This window comes from Saccharopolyspora flava (assembly GCF_900116135.1).
In the GTDB taxonomy this organism is placed as follows: Bacteria; Actinomycetota; Actinomycetes; order Mycobacteriales; family Pseudonocardiaceae; genus Saccharopolyspora; species Saccharopolyspora flava.
The window spans coordinates 107,908-124,731 of the sequence record NZ_FOZX01000005.1 but is presented as its reverse complement, the minus strand read 5'-3'; the positions used below and the strand labels follow the sequence as shown (position 1 = coordinate 124,731).

The following is a 16,824-nucleotide window of genomic DNA, read 5'->3' as shown; positions in this document are numbered from 1 at the left end:
TTCGGCGTCGGGTCGGGCCACCTCTCACCGAAGGGCCAGCGCCATGCCAGTCACGACGACCGCGCCTACCGATGACTTCGTCGCGCAGGCCGACTCCTACCGCCGGGAGCTGCTCGCGCACTGCTACCGGATGCTCGGGTCGCTGCAGGACGCCGAGGACCTCGTGCAGGAGACCTACCTGAAGGCCTGGCGGTCCTACGACCGCTTCGAGGGCCGCAGCTCGCTGCGCACCTGGCTCTACAAGATCGCCACCACCACCTGCCTGACCGCGCTGGAGAGCCGCAAGCGGCGGCCGCTGCCCAGCGGCCTGGGCGCCCCGGCCGACGAGGTGCCGCACGAGAAGGTCGTGGAATCCGGCGAAGTCCCGTGGTTGCAGCCGATCTCGGACGGGATGATCACCGACCGGGCCACCGACCCGGCGTCGGTCGTGGGACTGCGGGAGAGCACCCGGCTGGCGTTCATCGCCGCCCTGCAGCACCTGCCCGCGCGGCAGCGCGCCGTGCTGATCCTGCGCGAGGTGCTCAAGTGGCGGGCCGCCGAGGTCGCCGACGCGCTGCACATCTCCACCGCCGCGGTCAACAGCGCCCTGCAGCGCGCCCGCGCCCAGATCGCCGACGCCGCCCCCTCGGAGGACGACCGGCCGCGACCGCTGACCGACGAGCAGCAGCGGCTGCTGGAGCGCTACGTGGCGGCGTTCGAGGCCAAGGACGTGCCCGCGATCGTGGAGCTGTTCACCGCCGAGGCCGTGTGGGAGATGCCGCCGTTCGAGCTGTGGGTGCGCGGCGGCGAGAACATCGGACAGCTCACCGCGCGGCAGTGCCCGGCCGGTCCGGACGGGTTGCGGTTGCGGCCGACGCGGGCCAACGGCCAGCTCGCCTACGGCGTCTACATCCGCTGCGACGACGACGTGTTCCGGCCCTTTCAACTGCACGTCCTGGAACTCGACGGCGAGCTCGTCGGGCACGTGGTGTGCTTCTTCGACGTCGACTTCGCCCGGTTCGGGCTGCCCGACGCGGTGACCGGGTGATCTGTGGAACCCGGCGTCAGCTCGTACAGTGGGCGGCGGAGACGTTCGGGGTCTGGTGACCCCCGCGGCCTTCAAAGCCGTTGGCGCCGAGCAACTCGACGCGGCGGGTTCGATTCCCGTCCGTCTCCGCCAGACCTCTGTCACCGACCGCGAGGACGGGTTCGATGGGCGGCTACCGGCTCACGCAGTACGCGCACGGCGGCGGATGCGCCTGCAAGATCCCGCCGGGAGAGCTGGAGGACGTCGTCGGGTCCCTGCTGCCGGAGGTGCCCGAACCGAACGCGAAGCTGCTGGTCGGATTGGACACCGGCGACGACGCCGCGGTGGTGTGCACAGACGAGGGCTCCGGGATCGTGGCGACCACCGACTTCTTCACGCCCGTGGTCGACGATCCCTACGACTGGGGCCGGATCGCGGCGGCCAACGCGCTCTCCGACGTCTACGCGATGGGCGGCACGCCGCTGCTCGGGGTGAACCTGCTGGGCTGGCCGCGCGAGGTGCTGCCGTTCGAGCTGGCCGGTGAGGTGCTGCGCGGCGGTGGTGACGTGGCCGCGCTCGCCGGGTGCCACCTGGGCGGCGGGCACAGCGTCGACGATCCGGAGCCGAAGTACGGCCTGGCGGTGACCGGCCTGGTCGATCCGGCGCGGATGCTGCGCAACGACGCGGCCCGGCCGGGTGTGCCGCTGTCGCTGACCAAACCGCTGGGCGTCGGGGTGCTCAACACCCGGCACAAGGCGACCGGGCAGCGCTTCGACCAGGCGGTGGCGCTGATGACCGAGCTCAACCGCGACGCCTCCCGGGCGGCGCTGCGCGCGGGCGCGGTGTGCGCCACCGACGTCACCGGTTTCGGCCTGCTGGGGCACCTGTTCAAGACGATGCGCGCGTCCGGCACCTCCGCCGAGATCGAGGTGGCCGCGGTCCCGGTCCTCGACGGCGCGCGGGAGGCGGTCCGGGACGGCTTCATCAGCGGCGGCACCCGCCGCAACCTCGACTGGGTCCGACCGCACCTCGACCCGGGCGGCACCAGCCCCGAGGACCTGTTCCTGCTCGCCGACGCCCAGACCTCAGGCGGCCTCCTCGTCGCCGGCGAGATCCCAGGCGCCCCCGTCATCGGCCACGTCCTCCCCCACCACCCGGACAACCCCCACATCACCCTCCGCTGAAAACCCGGCCTACGCCGGTGTTCTCCCATCCCCACCGGATCACCGCAGTCTCCGGAACCCCGAACACCGCAGTCTTCCGGCAACGGATTACCGCAGTCTTCCGGTGACGGATTACTCCGGTTTTCGGGTGACGGAATACCGCCGTAATCGGGGACCCGAATACCGGAGTTTTCCGGTTCCCGATTACTCCGGTTTTCCGTGACCCGATTACGGCGGTATTCCGTCGGCGGAGTACGGCGGTATTCGGGTGGCGGAGTACCGCCGTTTTCCGGGTGGTGCCCACATCTCGGACCGCGTTGACGGGGTGGAGGCGTGGTTCTAGCTTGGGGACATGACGTTCCGGCTTCGATTGGTCACGCGCGACCACATCGACCTGCTCCGGGTCATCGCCGCCGCCTGTCCCCGCTGACGGGCGAGTTCCGGCCGCTCCTCCCCCGCTTCCCCGCTCGCCACCCGGCCTCGCGCCGGCGCGAGCAGCGTTTCCCGCACCGCATCGCGGCGGTGTTCCACTCCCCCTCGACCCGCGCCGCAGGCGCAGGGAGGACACGAGGATGGTTCAACCCACGCAGTGGCACCTGGCAGTGGCGCTCGACGGGACCGGCGCGCACCCGGCCTCGTGGCGGTCCGCGCAGGCCGGACCCGGTGAGCTGCTCACCGCCGGGTACTGGCTGGACCTGGTCGAGCGCGCCGAGTCCGGGTTGCTGGACTTCGTCACGTTCGCCGATTCCCTGGGCCCCCAATCGGATTCGCCGCACGGCGTCGACGACCGCACCGACCGGGTGCGGGGCAGGCTCGACGCCGGGCTGATCGCGGCGCGCGTCGCGCCACGCACCCGCCACGTCGGCCTGGTGCCGGTCGCGGTGGTGACCCACACCGAGCCGTTCCACATCTCCAAGGCGATCGCGACGCTGGACTACGTCTCCGGCGGCCGGGCCGGGTGGTTGCCGCAGGTCAGCGCGAGCGCCGCGGTCAACGCGCACTTCGGTCGCCGCGCGATCGAGCGGCACCGGCTGCTCGACGAGGCCGCCGATCACGTGGAGGTGGTGCGCCGGTTGTGGGACTCCTGGGAGGACGACGCGGAGATCCGCGACGTGGCCACCGGCCGGTTCGTCGACCGGGACAAGCTGCACTACATCGACTTCCGGGGCGAGTGGTTCCACGTCAAGGGCCCGTCGATCACGCCACGCCCGCCGCAGGGACAGCCGCTGGTGACCGCGACCGCCACCGATGAGGCCGGGTTCGGCTTCGCCGCCCGCTCGGCGGACGTGGTGTTCACGCCGCTGCCCGATCCGGACGCGGCGGAGCGGGCGGTGGCCCTGGCCGAGGGGCTGCACGTCTTCGGCGACCTGGTCGTCCACCTCGGACCCGACGCCGCCGACCGCAAGGCGCGGCTCGACGCGCTCGATCAGTCCACATCGGACCTCCCGGTGTTCGTCGGCGAGGCGCGGGAACTGGCCGACCTGCTGGCGGCTCGGGCCGCGCGCGGGATCACCGGCTTTCGGCTGCACCCGGGCGAGCTACCGGCCGACCTCGACGCCATCACCGGCGAGCTGGTGCCGGAGCTGCAGCGGCGCGGGGTGTTCCGCACCGGCTACCAGCCCGGGACGCTGCGCGACCGGCTGGGACTGGCCCGGCCGGTCAGCCGCTACGCGAGCGCCGGAGGCACCCCGTGACCACCTGGAGGTTCCCGTGACCAAGCAGATCCATCTCGCCGCGCACTTCCCCGGGGTCAACAACACCACGGTGTGGAGCGATCCGCGCTCGCTGAGCCAGATCGAGTTCTCCTCCTTCACCCACCTCGCCGAGACCTCCGAGCGGGCGCTGTTCGACTTCCTGTTCCTCGCCGAGGGCCTTCGGCTGCGCGAGCACGCCGGGCGCATCTACGACCTCGACGTGGTGGGGCGGCCGGACACGTTCACGGTGCTGGCGGCGCTGGCCGGGGTGACCGACCGGCTGGGGCTGGCGGGCACCATCAACTCCACGTTCAACGAGCCCTACGAGGTGGCGCGGCAGTTCGCGAGCCTCGATCACCTCTCGGCGGGCCGGGCGGCGTGGAACGTGGTGACCTCGTGGGACGCGTTCACCGGCGAGAACTTCCGGCGCGGCGGGTTCCTGCCGGAGGACCAGCGCTACGAGCGCGCCAGGCGGTTCCTGGAGACAACGATCGAGCTGTTCGACTCGTGGCGCGGCGACGAGGTCGTCGCCGACAAGGATTCCGGGACGTTCCTGTCCGATCCGCGCGCCGGGGAGTTCGCGCACAGCGACGCGCACTTCGACATCCGCGGCCGGTTCACCGTGCCGCGCAGCCCGCAGGGCCGGCCGGTGATCTTCCAGGCCGGGGATTCCGATGCCGGGCGCGAGTTCGCGGCCTCCCGGGCGGATGCGATCTTCACGCGGCACTCGACGTTGCAGGCGGGCAAGGACTTCTACGCCGACGTCAAGTCCCGGCTGGCGGCCCACGGCCGGTCCCGCGACGAGCTGCTGGTGTTCCCGGCGACCTCGGTGGTCGTCGGCGACACCGATGCCGACGCCCAGGAGCAGGCCGCGATCATCCGCAAGCAGCAGGTCAGCGGCCCGACGGCGATCGCGTTCCTGGAGCAGCTGTGGAACACCGACCTCGGCGAGCTCGACCCGGACGGTCCGCTGCCGGACTTCGACCCGGTCGTCGACGGCGACACCCTGTCCAAGGGCCGGGCCAGCACCCGGATGTTCGGCGACCGGCTGGCCACCGCGCGCGGCTGGCGGGAGCTCGCCGAGGCCAAGAACCTCTCGATCCGGGAGCTGATCATCGAGGTCACGGCGCGGCAGTCGTTCATCGGCAGCCCGTCGACGGTGGCCGAGGAGATGAACCGGTTCGTGCAGGAGGACGCCTCCGACGGGTTCATCCTGGTCCCGCACCTCACGCCCGGCGGACTGGACGACTTCGTCGACCGCGTCGTGCCGCTGCTGCAGGAGCGCGGCGTCTACCGCACCGAGTACCCGGGGACGACGCTGCGCGAGAACCTCGGCCTGCCCACCCTTCCCTAGAGCCCCGGAGGCTTCGATGTCGGTCCCGCTGTCGGTCCTGGACCTCTCGCCGATCGTGTCCGGGCGGTCGGCCTCGGACGCCCTGCGCAACACGCTCGACCTGGCGCGGCGCACCGAGGAGTTCGGCTACCGCCGCTACTGGGTCGCCGAGCACCACCTCACCCCGGGCGTGGCGTCGGCGGCGCCCGCGGTGCTGCTGACCGCGATCGCCGGGGTGACCCGGTCGATCCGGGTGGGCTCGGCGGCCGTGCTGCTGGGCCAGCACTCGCCGCTGACGGTCGCCGAGCAGTTCGGCACGCTGGCCCAGCTGCACCCGGGCCGGGTGGATCTGGGCGTGGGGCGTTCCGGCAAGAAGCGCGCCCGGGAGCTCGCCGAGCGGCTGACCGCGCCCGCCGAGGGCGAGGGAACCGAGGTGGACGGGCTGGTGGTGCCGCCGAAACCGAGGGCGGTGGCCCGCTCGGAGACCTACGCGGCCCGGTTGCGCCAGCAGGCCGAGCTCGTCGGCGCCCCGGCCGAGGAGCTGGACTACCGGGAGCAGGTGGGGCGGGTGCGGCGGTTCGTCGAGGGCGGTTTTCCCGGCCCCGACGGGGAACCGGTGCGCGCCCACCCGGCCGAGGGCGCCGACCTGCAGATGTGGGTCCTGGCCTCCAGCGGCGGCGAAAGCGCCGCCACCGCAGGTGAACTGGGCCTCCCGCTGGCGGCGAGCTACCACATCACGCCGTCGACGGTGCTGGAGACGGTGGAGTCCTACCGCGAGCACTTCCGCCCGTCGGCCCACCTGGAGCGGCCGCACGTGGCGGTCTCGGCGGACGTGGTGGTGGCCGACACGACCGAACGCGCCCGCGAGCTGGCCGCGCCGTACGGCGTGTGGGTCCACAGCATCCGCGCGGGCGCGGGCGCGATCCCCTTCCCCACCCCGGCCGAAGCGGCCGAGTTCGAGTGGGACGACGAGTCCCGCGACGTCGTCGCCGACCGCCTCACCACCCAGTTCGTCGGCACCCCGGACGAGGTCGCGGACGAGCTCGCGACCCTGCAACGCGTCACCGGCGCCGACGAACTCGTCATCACCACCATCACCCACGACCACCCCGACCGAGTCCGCTCCTACGACCTCCTCGCCAAGACCTGGCTGTCATGAGGTGGGGGAAGTTCTCATGAAAACTTCCCTCCCCCACCAAACCCGAGATCTCCTCGGAAACGTGGGATCACCCGTCGTGAGGGACTTTTCCACGACATCCTCACGTTCACATCGAAGACAGTTTTCATGAAAACTGCCCCCTCCCAGGGACCTCGTGGGTGGGGAAGTTTTCATGAAAACTTCGACCACCCGGACCACGGCCGCTGACGACCTCGTCGACGAGCGCCGGGGAGCTGGTCAGGGGGCGGAGGGTTCGTCCGGCGCGAGGGCGCGGCGCCAGTGGTCGGTGACCTCGTCGCCGAGACGGTCGAGGTCGACGGCGTCGGGGTCGAGCAGGTACTGCATGCCGATGCCGCGCAGCTGGCCGACCACGGCGACCGCCACGTCGGCGGGGTCGGCGTCGGCGCGCACCGCGCCGTCGGCGATGCCGGCCGCCACCTCGGCAGCGATGTCGTGGCGGAAACCCACGTCCCGGTCGCGGAAGGCGGGTTTGAGCTCCGCGGAGGTCATCGACTCGGCCCACAGGAGCAGGAACGCTCGCCCGGTTACCGACCGGGAGCCGAGCGCCCGCAGGTAGCCGCCGACGAGGGCGAGGAGTCGTTCCAGCCCGGGCGGCTGCTCATCGAGCCCCGGGACGAAACCGCTCTGCAGCGCTCGGGCCAGCGCGTCGAGGAGCCCCTGCTTCGAACCGAAGTGGTGGGACACGATGCCCCGGCTGTAACCGGCCTTCTCTCCGACCCGGGCCAGCGTGAGGGACCGGACGCCGGTGTCGACGACGAGTTCGGCGGCGGCCGAGATCAGCGCGGCTTCCGCGTGCTCGCGACGTTCCCGCTGCGTGCGGCGATCTTGAGTGGGCATGGCACGAGGTTAGCCGCAGCCCGCGGCGTCGACAAACTTGTTGGACGACAAGTAAGCTTGTGTCATGACCTCCTCCACAAGCAGCCGCGTCCTCGAATTCCTGCGCTCGGACCCGCTGCACACCACGCGGATCACCACCGAGCCGCTGCCCGCGCCGGGTCCGGGTCAGGTCCTGCTCCGGATCGAGCGCTTCACCCTGACCTCCAACAACGTCACCTACGCGCGCAACGGCGACCAGCTCGGCTACTGGGCACCGTTCCCGTCCCACGAACCCGGGTGGGGCCGGGTCCCCGCGTGGGGCGCCGCCCGGGTGATCGACGGCGACCCGGCGCTGGCGGAACCGGGCGCGATGCTCACCGGATTCCTGCCCATGGCCACGCACGTGCTCGTCGAGGGCGAGCCGCTCGCCGACGGCCTGCGCGCCACCGCACCCGAGCGGCAGGTCCTGCCGCCGCTCTACCGGGACATGCCGCGCGCCGACGAGTCGCTCGGCGACGTCGAGCTGTCCGTGCTGCTGGGCGTCGTGCGCACCGCCGCGCACCTCAGCGACGAGATCCTCTCCGCCGAACCCGCGCAGGTCGTGTTCTCCAGCGCGACCAGCCGCACGGCGCTGACCACGGCCTCCGTCCTGCACCGGGCCGGGGCACGCGTCGTCGGCCTCACCTCGCCCGAACGCGCCGAGGCCGCCGCTCGGGCCGAGGTCTACGACGCGGTCGTGCCCTACGACGACCTGGGGAACCTCGACGCCGTTGCGGGCACCACCTACGTCGACATCGCCGGCCGTCCCTCGATCACCGCCGGAGCGCACCGGCTGCTCGGCGACGCGCTCACGCGCAGCATCCGCGTCGGCGGCACGCACCCGGCCGAAGAACCGGGAACCGGCGTCCTTCCCGGACCGGTCGTCGAGCGGTTCAACGTCGGAGCGCGCCGCGTCGAGGTCGCCGAGCGGATCGGGGACGAGGGGCTGGCGGCGTTCGAGCGTTCCGCGGTCGGGCCGGTCACCGCCTGGGCCACCGCTCACCTGACCGCCGAGCGGTTCACCGGGCTCGACGAGGCCGAGAAGGCCTGGGGCCGCGTGCAACGCGGCGAGCTCGACCCGCTCACGACCGCGGTGGCCCTGCCGAACTGAGCGAACCGCCTGCGGCTCTATCCGCGGCCGAGAAAGGGCATGGTGGTGGCGGTGATGGTCATGAACTGGACGTTGGCCGTGAGCGGGAGGCCGGCCATGTAGCGGACGGCGTCGGCGACGTGCTCGGGGTCGAAGGTCGGTTCCGGGCGGACCGAGCCGTCGGCCTGGGTGGCGCCGGTGGCGATGCCGGAGGTCATGTCGGTGGCGGCGTTGCCGATGTCGATCTGGCCGCAGGCGATGTCGTGCGCGCGGCCGTCCAGCGAGATCGACTTGGTCAGGCCGGTGATGGCGTGCTTGGTGGTGGTGTAGGCGACGCTGCGCGGGCGGGGTGCGTGGGCCGAGATCGAGCCGTTGTTGATGATCCGCCCGCCGCGCGGTGACTGCTCGGCCATGATGCGGAAGGCGTGGTGGGCGCACAGGAACGAGCCGGTGAGGTTGGCCCGCACCACGGCGTCGAAGTCCTCGGGAGGCAGTTCCCCGACGTCACCGGTGGGCCCGAAGGTGCCGGCGTTGTTGACCAGCAGGTCCACCCGCCCCCACTCGCCGACGACGGTGTCGAACAACGCCTCGACGGCCTGCGGGTCGGTGACGTCGGTGGGCACGGCCCGAGCCGCGGGGGTGTCGGCGGCGACCTCGGCGAGGGGTCCGGGCCTGCGCCCGGCCAGCGCCACCCGGTAGCCGTCCGCGAGCAGGGCTCGGGCGATCACCCGCCCGAGCCCGGAACCCGCACCCGTCACCACCGCGACTCGCTCGTTGCTCATGGCCACATTGATACCTGACGGGACGGGGCGGTCAGTATCCCCAGCCGCCTCCGTAGCCCCATCGCCAGTCCCACACGGTGCTACCTCCTCGCCGTCACTCGCTCGTCCCGCAGCGCGAAGTCCCGGTCGCCGACGCGGCCGCTGCGGACGGCGACCCGGTCCACGGCCGGTTCGCGCCCCTGCGCGGACACGACCACCGTCACGAACCCCTCCGGCAGGTCGTGGACCTCGTACTCGCCGCCGGTGGAGGCGACCACGCGGGCCAGCTGCTGGCCGGACTGGTCGGTCATGGTGAGGATCGCGCCGGGGATCGGGGTCCCGCGCTCGTCGCGCACGGTACCCGCGAGGGTGCGGTGCTTGCGGGGTTTCGGCGCCTCCAGGATCGGGTCGACGATCACGTCGCCGTCGTCCTCGTGCTCGTAGGTGCCCGCGGTGGTGACCACCTCCGGGTCGGTGCCGGCCTTGCGGCGCACCCACCACTGGTGCCCGCCGACCAGAGCGACGCCGAACGCGCACCAGCAGCACAGGCCGAGGATGGCGCGCGGCGCCCCGACGCCGTCGAAGTAGAGGATGCCGCGCATGGCGTCGACGGCTTGCCCCAGCGGCAGGAACGGGTGCAGCGCCTGGAAGAACGGCGGCACGAGCTCCTTCGGGATGGCACCGCTGGAGGAGGGCATGCTCAGCAGCACGAAGGTGCCCATGGCCACGCCGGGCAGGAACTGCTTGACGAACGGCACCAGCCCGAAGGTGGTCCACCCGACGGCCTGGGTGAGCAGGAACCCGACGACCAGCAGCAGCGGGTCGTTGTAGATGACGCCCATCGACAGCGCGGCGCTGTAGCAGACGACGGCGGCGAAGGCGCCGACGCCGACGAGCGCGGCGAGCTTCTGGCGGGTGCGCAGTTCGGCGCGCAGCAGCATCATCACCGTCACGTAGGGCGGGATGTTCATCGCCAGCAGGCAGTAGAGCAGGCCGGTGCCCATGACGTCGCCGGGCGCCGAGGGCGCCAGGTCGGTGAGCACGAGGTGGTGGCCGGAGGCCGAGGCGATCGGGGTGAAGATCTGCTGCAGGATCATCATCAGCGCCGATCCGTTGGCCTTGGCGTAGAGCAGCTCGCCGGTCTGCGGGTCGTACCCGGCGACGGCCTCGCGCTGGGTGATGGCGTTGCGCGCGCCGGCCTCGTCGGGGACCGCCGAGATGTCGAAGCCTCCGGGCATCTTCGCCTCGAAGCTGGTGGCGAGCTGGTGAGCGGCCTGGTCACCGACGACCACGACGGACATGTCGTGGGGTTTCGGGGCGTGCAGCGGCAGCAGGTAGCAGAGCATGAACCCGCAGATGAAGAACGCGGGGAACCACAGGGTGTTGACCAGCGTGCGCACCGTGGAGGGTGGCTGTGGCTCGGTCAAGGAACCTCCTTCTTCTCGGCACGGGTGTGCCCGCGCGACGGACCCGGAGACGGTTGACTTGAACAACCATTAGCCAGCCTAACTTATTCCGGATAATGCTCCGCTTGATGCCCATCACCCTCGATCGAAATGCGAATTCTTTCCAGATCCGTAGCCTCAGCTGCGGGGGGAAGGAGCTCGCGGCACCATGCGCAACCGCTCACGCACGTTCTCCGCCGCGCTGGCCGTGCTCGCGCTCGCGGCCGCCGGCGCGTGCCAACCGGCACCGCCACCACCCCAGGGCGGCGGCGTCACCTCGGACCAGCAGGGCGGCGCCGGAGCTCCGGACGGCCCGCCGGTGGTGGCCGTCAAGATCGACAACGCGGCCGAGGGACGTCCCCCGGTGGGCCTGGAGGCCGCCGACGTGGTCTACCTCGAACCCGTCGAAGGCGGGCTGAGCCGCATCCTGGCCCTGTTCGCCACGCACAAGCCCACCACCATCGGCCCGGTGCGCAGCGCCCGCGAGACCGACGCCGAGATCCTGCCGCAGTACGGCCACCCGACCCTGGCCTACTCCGGCGCCGCGCCCGAGGTGCTGCCCACGATCGCCGCCGCTCCGCTCACCGACGCCTCCGACGCCCACGTGCCCGACGCCTACTCGCGCGACGACACCCGCCCGGTGCCGCACAACCTGTTCGTCGACTCCACCAAGCTGCCGCCCGGGCAGCCCTGGGCGGGAGCCGCCCGCCCGACCATCGGCGACGCCCCCGCCGGGGGCACGCCCACCGAGCGCTACGAGGTCCGCTACACCGCCGCCGCGGCCGGGTTCTTCTTCAACCACGACAATGGGCGCTGGATGATCTCGATGGACGGCGACCCCTACGCCGCGGTCAACAGCGGCCGCCTGGGCGTGTCCACGGTGATCATCCAGAAGGTCCGCACCCACGAGTCGGTGGTGCGCGACGCGGCGGGCAACACCTCCCCGGTCGCCGAGACCGTCGGCAGCGGCCAGGTGCTCGTGCTGCGCGACGGCAAGAGCTTCGAAGGGACCTGGAACCGCCCCTCCCCCGAAGCCCCCACCACCTACACCGACCAGGCCGGCGCACCACTCCCGGTGGCGGCCGGCCAGGTCTGGATCGTGCTGGACCCGAACTAGAACTGGTCGATGAGCAGGGCGACGGAGAAGTAGCCGTAGAAGACCACCGCGACGCACATCATCACCAGGCGCCAGCCGCCGAGGCGGATGACCCGCGGCAGGAAGCGGCGGTTGGTGACGATCAGCAGCATCGAGTACAGGAACATCACCACGCCGCCCGCCGACGAGGAGATCAGGATCAGCGCCAGCGGCTGGTCGGTGCCCGACAGCAGGATCGCCGACCCGGCGACGATCATCAGCCAGATCACCGCGAAGTAGACGCGGCTCTCGGTGACCTTGGTGCTGTCGCGGAAGAACGTGACCTTGACGGTGTCGGCGGTCAGCCGGCTCACCCAGTCCATGATGCCCAGCTGGGTGGAGAACAGCGCGATCGCGCCCGCGCACCAGAGGGCCATCTGGAACCAGGGCCCGAAGTTCTGTCCGAAGACCTCGCCCTCGGCCTTGATGAAGTCGAAGTCGTCCTCGGGCAGCGGGCGGCCGAAGACCGTGGCGTAGGCCAGCACCGACATGATCACCAGGGTTCCGCAGCCGAGCAGGAAGAAGGTGCCGAACTGCTCGACGTTGGCGACCTTCCACCAGCCCTTCCAGCGGCGGCGGTTGTCGTCGTTGTCGAGGAACATGTGCCCGGTCCCGGCCGCGGCCTCCTCCGCGCCGGTGAACGGCGAGGTCACCCGAGGCATGAACCGCCCCATGCCCATCCGCTTGTCGCGCACCCAGTTGCTCTGCACCAGGTTGTTGCCGCCGCCGGCCCCGGCGAAGGCGATCGCGCCCAGCAGCGCGGCCACACCGCCGACCTCCTCCATCGGCGGCAGCTGGCCGACGTGGGCGAAGCTGGCACCGAAGGCGGCCCAGTCCGACAGGCCGGTACCGACGAACAGCGCCACCACCAGGAACACCGCGATGCCGCCCACCAGCACCATCTCGACGCGTTCCACGGTCTTGTAGACCACCTTGGACAGGGTGAGGGCCGACCCGATGGCCACCATCGCCACGATCGCGATCGGCACCGGTGATCCCGCACCGGCCACGTAGGTCACGATCGTCGCCGCGCCGGTCGCCCAGCCGGGCCAGAGGTTCGGGATGATCGCGATGACGGTGATGAGCACGCCCAGCGGCGGCCAGATCCGGGTGAAGCCGGTGACCGCGGTTTCGCCGGTGGCCAGCGTGTACCGCTCGATCTCCATGTTGAGGATGTACTGCATGAAGAAGCCGAGCACGGCCGTCCACATGAGAACGAGGCCGACCTGGCTGGTGATGTAGGGCCACAGCACGAACTCGCCGGAACCGATCGCGGTGGCGGTGAGGATGATGCTGGCGCCGAAGATCTGCCGGAACCGGCGCGGTTCGGGCAGATCCCGGTACCTCGCCGGGGGAAGGAATCCGCTGGGCAGTTCACGGGCGATGGCCCCTGCTTCCGGTCTCTCTCGGTCCTGGACGGCCACGGTGCCTCCTGGGCTGGAGCGGATACGGCCGATCAGGTGTAGCAACCCGGCAGGGTGTTGTGAACCAGCTCACACGACTGGATCCATCCCGAATGTCCGAATCGAAACCCGTGCGCTGCGGAAACACCCGGTCGAATGCCGGTGCGGTCAGGCCGGTCTCCGGTAAAGTGATCTTTTCTGACACCGTGGCGAAGGGACCCGCACCGATGCCCAAGTTCTCCTGGCACACCGACCCCGTTCCGGCGGGCCTGGCGGTGCGGCAGGTGTACGGGTTCCTGTTCGTCCCCGACGGCAGGCTGCTGATCCGCCTCGACGGCAGCAAGCACACGCTGCCCGGCGGCCGGCCGGAGCCGGGAGAGATCGCCTACGCCGACATCCTGCGGCGCGAGACGATGGAAGAGGTCACCGTCGACATCGACGAGCCGCACTACCTCGGCTACCAGTGCGTCGACGACGGCATCTCCCCCTATGCCCAGGTCCGGATGGCCGCGGTGATCTCCTGCGCCTACCCGGCCGCACCGGACCCGGACAGCGGCCGCACCTACCGGCGGCTGCTGGTGCACCCGAGCAAGGCCGGCGACCTGCTGGCCTGGGGCGAGACCGGCTACCTGCAGGCCACCTGCGCGGCCGAAGCCGCCGTGCAGGTGCTGGGCCTGCCCGCCGAAGGCCTGCCGCCGACCGGCGAGCTCTGAACAGCCGAAGCGGCTTCGACCAGGCGAAACCACCCTTGACCGGGACGACCTGTCTCCCCTATCGTTCGCATGCAGCACATCTGTTCACTATGCGAACAACGAGGGGTGGTCGGGGTGGCACGCATCCTGAGCCTTCGCGAGGCCGTCGCGGAGCTCGTCCACGACGGCGACACGGTCGCGCTGGAGGGATTCACGCATCTCATCCCGGTCGCCGCCGGACACGAGATCATCCGGCAGGGCCGCACGGACCTGACGCTGATCCGCATGACGCCCGACATCGTCTACGACCAGATGATCGGCGCCGGCTGCGCGCGCAAGCTGATCTTCTCCTGGGGCGGCAACCCCGGAGTCGGCTCGCTGCACCGCTTCCGCGACGCCATCCAGAACTCCTGGCCGGTGCCGCTGGAGATCGAGGAGCACAGCCACGCGGGCATGGCCAACCGCTACGCGGCCGGGGCCGCCGGGCTGCCGTTCGCGGTGCTGCGCGGCTACACCGGCACCGATCTGCACGGCCAGACCGAGACGATCAAACCGATCGAGTGCCCGTTCACCGGCGAGCGCCTCACCGCCGTCCCGGCGGTCAACCCGGACGTGGGCATCATCCACGCGCAGCGCGCCGACCGGGCCGGCAACGTGCAGATGTGGGGCATCACCGGCGTGCAGAAGGAGACGGTGCTGGCCTCGGCGCGGTCGCTGGTGACCGTCGAGGAGGTCGTCGACGAGCTCGAACCGGTGCCGGGGGCCGTGGTGCTGCCGCAGTGGGTGGTCACCGCCGTCGCCGAGGTGCCGCGCGGCGCGCACCCGTCCTACGCGCAGGGCTACTACGAACGCGACAACGGCTACTACCAGGACTGGGACCCGATCGGCCGGGACCGCGAGCGCTTCGAGCAGTGGCTGGCCACCGAGGTCCTGGGTGCGGAGAGGAGCGCGCGATGAGCCTGGAGTTCACCTCCGACGAGATGATGACGGTCGGGGCCGCCCGGTCGCTGGAGGACGGCGCCAAGTGCTTCGTGGGCATCGGCCTGCCCAGCACCGCGGCCAACCTGGCGCGCCGCACGCACGCCCCGAACCTGGTGCTGATCTACGAGTCGGGCACCCTGGGCGCCAAGCCCGACCGGCTGCCGCTGTCCATCGGCGACGGCGTGCTGGCCGACACCGCCGACTCGGTGATCAGCGTGCCGGAGATCTTCAACTACTGGTTGCAGCCGGGCCGCATCGACATCGGCTTCCTCGGCGGCGCGCAGGTCGACAAGTTCGGCAACATCAACACCACCGTCATCGGCGGCGACTACCGCAACCCCAAGGTGCGGCTGCCCGGCGCGGGCGGCGCCCCGGAGATCGCGGCCTCCTGCCGCGAGGTGCTCATCGTGATGCGGATGAGCCCCCGCAGCTTCGTCGACCGCGTGGACTTCGTGACCTCGCTGGGCTACGGCACCGGCAAGGGCGACCGGGAGGAGCTGGGCCTGCGCGGCAGGGGCCCGGTCAAGGTCATCACCGATCTCGGCGTGCTGCGCCCGGATCCCGAGACCTGCGAGCTCACGCTCACCGAGCTCAGCCCCGGCTCCACCGTCGAGCAGGCCCGGGAAGCCGCGGGCTGGGACCTCAAGGTCGCCGACGACCTCGGGGCCCAGGATCCACCCAGTGAAAAGGAGCTGGAAGTCCTCCGCGCGCTCAAAGCTACGGTCTAGGCGTCGCCAGCAGAACAAAGCCGTTCGAGGAGTCCTCTTATGACTGTTCATGAGACTCGGTCCGATTCCGGTCTCATCCTGCCGGAGTACCTGCCGGACGACGGTTCGCACCCGCCGCTGGACTCGCCCGAGTACCGGTCGTCGGCGCTGCGGCACCCGAAGCAGCCGTTGCAGTACCTGCCGCAGAACCTCACCGAGGTCACCGGCCCGCTGCTGGGGCAGGACCGGTGCGGCGAGCACGACCACGACCTGACCGTCCAGCACGACGGCGAGCCGCTGGGCGAGCGGATCATCGTCAGCGGCAAGGTGCTGGACTCGTCCGGCAAACCCGTGCCGAACACGCTGGTGGAGATCTGGCAGGCCAACTCGGCGGGGCGCTACCTGCACCAGGGCGACCGGCATCCGGCGCCGCTGGACCCGAACTTCTCCGGCACCGGCCGGTGCATGACCGACTCCGAGGGCAACTACCGGTTCATCACCATCAAGCCGGGCGCCTACCCGTGGCGCAACCACGACAACGCGTGGCGCCCGGCGCACATCCACTTCTCGCTGTTCGGGCAGGCGTTCACGCAGCGGCTGATCACCCAGATGTACTTCCCGGGCGATCCGCTGTTCTACCAGGACCCGATCTTCAACTCGGTGCGCGACGAGAAGGCGCGGCAGCGGATGATCTCCCGCTTCGACCTGGACTCCACGGTTCCCGAGTGGGCGTTGAGCTTCAAGTGGGACATCGTGCTGCGCGGCCCGCAGGCCACCGTGTTCGAGGACGAGGAAGAGGAGGACGACGACTGATGGGTGTTCCCGCCACCACCCCGTCGCAGACGGTCGGCCCGTTCTACGCCCTGCCGGACGGGATCCTGTGGGACGACGGGCCCGAGCTGGTGCCCGCCGACCGCGAGGGCGCGTTCGTGCTGCACGGCGTTCTCCGCGACGGCAACGGCGATCCGGTCCCGGACGGCGTGATCGAGATCTGGCAGGCCGACGAGCGGGGCCGCTTCGATCACCCCGACGACCCGCGCCCGGACTCCTCCGGCTGGCAGGGGTTCGGCCGCTGCCCCACCGACACCGAGGGCCGCTTCCGGTTCCGCACGGTCAAACCGGGCGTGCTGCCGACGCCGGACGGCCGGACCGAGGCGCCGCACATCGACGTGACCGTGCTGGCGCGGGGGATGCTCAACCGCGTGGTGACCCGCGTGTACTTCCCGGGCGAGGCCGCCAACGACACCGACCCGGTGCTGCCGACGGTGCCCGCCGAGCGGCGCGACACGCTGATCGCCGCCGCCGACGCCGAGGGGCTGCGGTTCGACATCCGCCTGCAGGGCGATGGCGAAACGGTGTTCTTCGCGGTCTGATGGGGC

16 protein-coding genes and 1 tRNA gene are annotated in these 16,824 nt (G+C 71.2%); 13 read left to right on the top strand and 4 right to left on the bottom strand.

What is annotated here, in order from left to right; genetic code table 11:
* Positions 1 to 43 precede the first annotated feature (43 nt).
* From BM424_RS16305 to BM424_RS16280, 6 genes are all read left to right on the top strand, one after another.
* Positions 44 to 1,027, top strand: a complete 984-nt coding sequence (locus tag BM424_RS16305; RefSeq protein ID WP_093418567.1) for a sigma-70 family RNA polymerase sigma factor — start codon at positions 44 to 46, stop codon at positions 1,025 to 1,027.
* Between the two features lie 37 nt (positions 1,028 to 1,064).
* Positions 1,065 to 1,159: transfer RNA gene (locus BM424_RS16300), tRNA-Sec, on the top strand.
* A gap of 32 nt (positions 1,160 to 1,191) precedes the next feature.
* Positions 1,192 to 2,190 (top strand): selenide, water dikinase SelD, encoded by a 999-nt coding sequence (gene selD, locus BM424_RS16295; protein ID WP_093418564.1) that lies wholly within the window; start codon positions 1,192 to 1,194, stop codon positions 2,188 to 2,190.
* 551 nt (positions 2,191 to 2,741) lie between these two features.
* A complete protein-coding gene (locus BM424_RS16290) occupies positions 2,742 to 3,863 on the top strand; it encodes an LLM class flavin-dependent oxidoreductase (RefSeq protein WP_093418561.1) in 1,122 nt (373 codons plus the stop codon).
* A gap of 16 nt (positions 3,864 to 3,879) precedes the next feature.
* Positions 3,880 to 5,217, top strand: a complete 1,338-nt coding sequence (locus BM424_RS16285) for an NtaA/DmoA family FMN-dependent monooxygenase (RefSeq protein ID WP_245775892.1) — start codon at positions 3,880 to 3,882, stop codon at positions 5,215 to 5,217.
* A gap of 16 nt (positions 5,218 to 5,233) precedes the next feature.
* Positions 5,234 to 6,355 (top strand): MsnO8 family LLM class oxidoreductase, encoded by a 1,122-nt coding sequence (locus BM424_RS16280; protein WP_093418559.1) that lies wholly within the window; start codon positions 5,234 to 5,236, stop codon positions 6,353 to 6,355.
* Between the two features lie 237 nt (positions 6,356 to 6,592).
* On the opposite strand, the gene BM424_RS16275 is transcribed toward BM424_RS16280, so the two are convergent.
* A complete protein-coding gene (locus BM424_RS16275; RefSeq protein ID WP_093418556.1) occupies positions 6,593 to 7,213 on the bottom strand; it encodes a TetR/AcrR family transcriptional regulator in 621 nt (206 codons plus the stop codon).
* Between the two features lie 64 nt (positions 7,214 to 7,277).
* Here BM424_RS16275 and BM424_RS16270 point away from each other — a divergent pair, with 64 nt between their 5' ends.
* Entirely contained in the window at positions 7,278 to 8,342 is a 1,065-nt protein-coding gene (locus BM424_RS16270) for a DUF2855 family protein (RefSeq protein WP_093418553.1), read from the top strand.
* A gap of 17 nt (positions 8,343 to 8,359) precedes the next feature.
* Here BM424_RS16270 and BM424_RS16265 read toward each other — a convergent pair whose 3' ends face one another.
* Positions 8,360 to 9,103, bottom strand: a complete 744-nt coding sequence (locus BM424_RS16265) for an SDR family oxidoreductase (RefSeq protein WP_093418551.1) — start codon at positions 9,101 to 9,103, stop codon at positions 8,360 to 8,362.
* An 80-nt stretch (positions 9,104 to 9,183) separates the two neighbouring features.
* Positions 9,184 to 10,509, bottom strand: a complete 1,326-nt coding sequence (locus BM424_RS16260) for a carboxypeptidase regulatory-like domain-containing protein (protein WP_245775891.1) — start codon at positions 10,507 to 10,509, stop codon at positions 9,184 to 9,186.
* Between the two features lie 187 nt (positions 10,510 to 10,696).
* Here BM424_RS16260 and BM424_RS16255 point away from each other — a divergent pair, with 187 nt between their 5' ends.
* Positions 10,697 to 11,644 carry a DUF3048 domain-containing protein gene (locus BM424_RS16255; protein ID WP_093418548.1) on the top strand — a complete coding sequence of 316 codons (948 nt, stop codon included), beginning with the start codon at positions 10,697 to 10,699 and terminating at the stop codon, positions 11,642 to 11,644.
* Here BM424_RS16255 and BM424_RS16250 read toward each other — a convergent pair.
* Positions 11,641 to 13,086, bottom strand: coding sequence for an Nramp family divalent metal transporter (locus BM424_RS16250; RefSeq protein WP_245775890.1), 1,446 nt, complete (start codon positions 13,084 to 13,086; stop codon positions 11,641 to 11,643). The genes BM424_RS16255 and BM424_RS16250 overlap by 4 nt on opposite strands.
* Before the next feature lie 206 nt (positions 13,087 to 13,292).
* Between BM424_RS16250 and BM424_RS16245 the strand changes: the two genes are divergently transcribed.
* The 5 genes from BM424_RS16245 to pcaG all read left to right on the top strand — a co-directional run bounded on the left by BM424_RS16245 (position 13,293) and on the right by pcaG (position 16,818).
* The gene (locus tag BM424_RS16245) at positions 13,293 to 13,778 is read left to right on the top strand and encodes an NUDIX domain-containing protein (RefSeq protein WP_093418546.1); all 486 of its coding nucleotides are present in this window, start codon (positions 13,293 to 13,295) and stop codon (positions 13,776 to 13,778) included.
* 114 nt (positions 13,779 to 13,892) lie between these two features.
* Positions 13,893 to 14,714, top strand: coding sequence for a CoA transferase subunit A (locus BM424_RS16240; protein WP_093419267.1), 822 nt, complete (start codon positions 13,893 to 13,895; stop codon positions 14,712 to 14,714).
* Positions 14,711 to 15,466, top strand: a complete 756-nt coding sequence (locus BM424_RS16235) for a CoA-transferase subunit beta (protein ID WP_093418543.1) — start codon at positions 14,711 to 14,713, stop codon at positions 15,464 to 15,466. Before BM424_RS16240 ends, BM424_RS16235 begins: the two co-directional genes overlap by 4 nt.
* 39 nt (positions 15,467 to 15,505) lie before the next feature.
* Positions 15,506 to 16,258, top strand: a complete 753-nt coding sequence (gene pcaH / locus BM424_RS16230; protein ID WP_093418541.1) for a protocatechuate 3,4-dioxygenase subunit beta — start codon at positions 15,506 to 15,508, stop codon at positions 16,256 to 16,258.
* Positions 16,258 to 16,818, top strand: a complete 561-nt coding sequence (gene pcaG / locus BM424_RS16225; protein ID WP_093418539.1) for a protocatechuate 3,4-dioxygenase subunit alpha — start codon at positions 16,258 to 16,260, stop codon at positions 16,816 to 16,818. The genes pcaH and pcaG overlap by 1 nt, the downstream gene beginning before the upstream one ends.
* The last annotated feature ends 6 nt before the right edge of the window (positions 16,819 to 16,824 follow it).

What these genes read in the sequence shown, in the direction of transcription:
- pcaH (WP_093418541.1), top strand. Translation starts at nt 15,506, where the DNA reads ATGACTGTTCATGAGACTCGGTCCGATTCCGGTCTCATCCTGCCGGAG.
- BM424_RS16255 (WP_093418548.1), top strand. Translation starts at nt 10,697, where the DNA reads ATGCGCAACCGCTCACGCACGTTCTCCGCCGCGCTGGCCGTGCTCGCG.
- BM424_RS16305 (WP_093418567.1), top strand. Translation starts at nt 44, where the DNA reads ATGCCAGTCACGACGACCGCGCCTACCGATGACTTCGTCGCGCAGGCC.
- selD (WP_093418564.1), top strand. Translation starts at nt 1,192, where the DNA reads ATGGGCGGCTACCGGCTCACGCAGTACGCGCACGGCGGCGGATGCGCC.
- BM424_RS16270 (WP_093418553.1), top strand. Translation starts at nt 7,278, where the DNA reads ATGACCTCCTCCACAAGCAGCCGCGTCCTCGAATTCCTGCGCTCGGAC.
- BM424_RS16275 (WP_093418556.1), bottom strand. Translation starts at nt 7,213, where the DNA reads ATGCCCACTCAAGATCGCCGCACGCAGCGGGAACGTCGCGAGCACGCG.
- BM424_RS16235 (WP_093418543.1), top strand. Translation starts at nt 14,711, where the DNA reads ATGAGCCTGGAGTTCACCTCCGACGAGATGATGACGGTCGGGGCCGCC.
- BM424_RS16280 (WP_093418559.1), top strand. Translation starts at nt 5,234, where the DNA reads ATGTCGGTCCCGCTGTCGGTCCTGGACCTCTCGCCGATCGTGTCCGGG.
- BM424_RS16245 (WP_093418546.1), top strand. Translation starts at nt 13,293, where the DNA reads ATGCCCAAGTTCTCCTGGCACACCGACCCCGTTCCGGCGGGCCTGGCG.
- pcaG (WP_093418539.1), top strand. Translation starts at nt 16,258, where the DNA reads ATGGGTGTTCCCGCCACCACCCCGTCGCAGACGGTCGGCCCGTTCTAC.
- BM424_RS16290 (WP_093418561.1), top strand. Translation starts at nt 2,742, where the DNA reads ATGGTTCAACCCACGCAGTGGCACCTGGCAGTGGCGCTCGACGGGACC.
- BM424_RS16265 (WP_093418551.1), bottom strand. Translation starts at nt 9,103, where the DNA reads ATGAGCAACGAGCGAGTCGCGGTGGTGACGGGTGCGGGTTCCGGGCTC.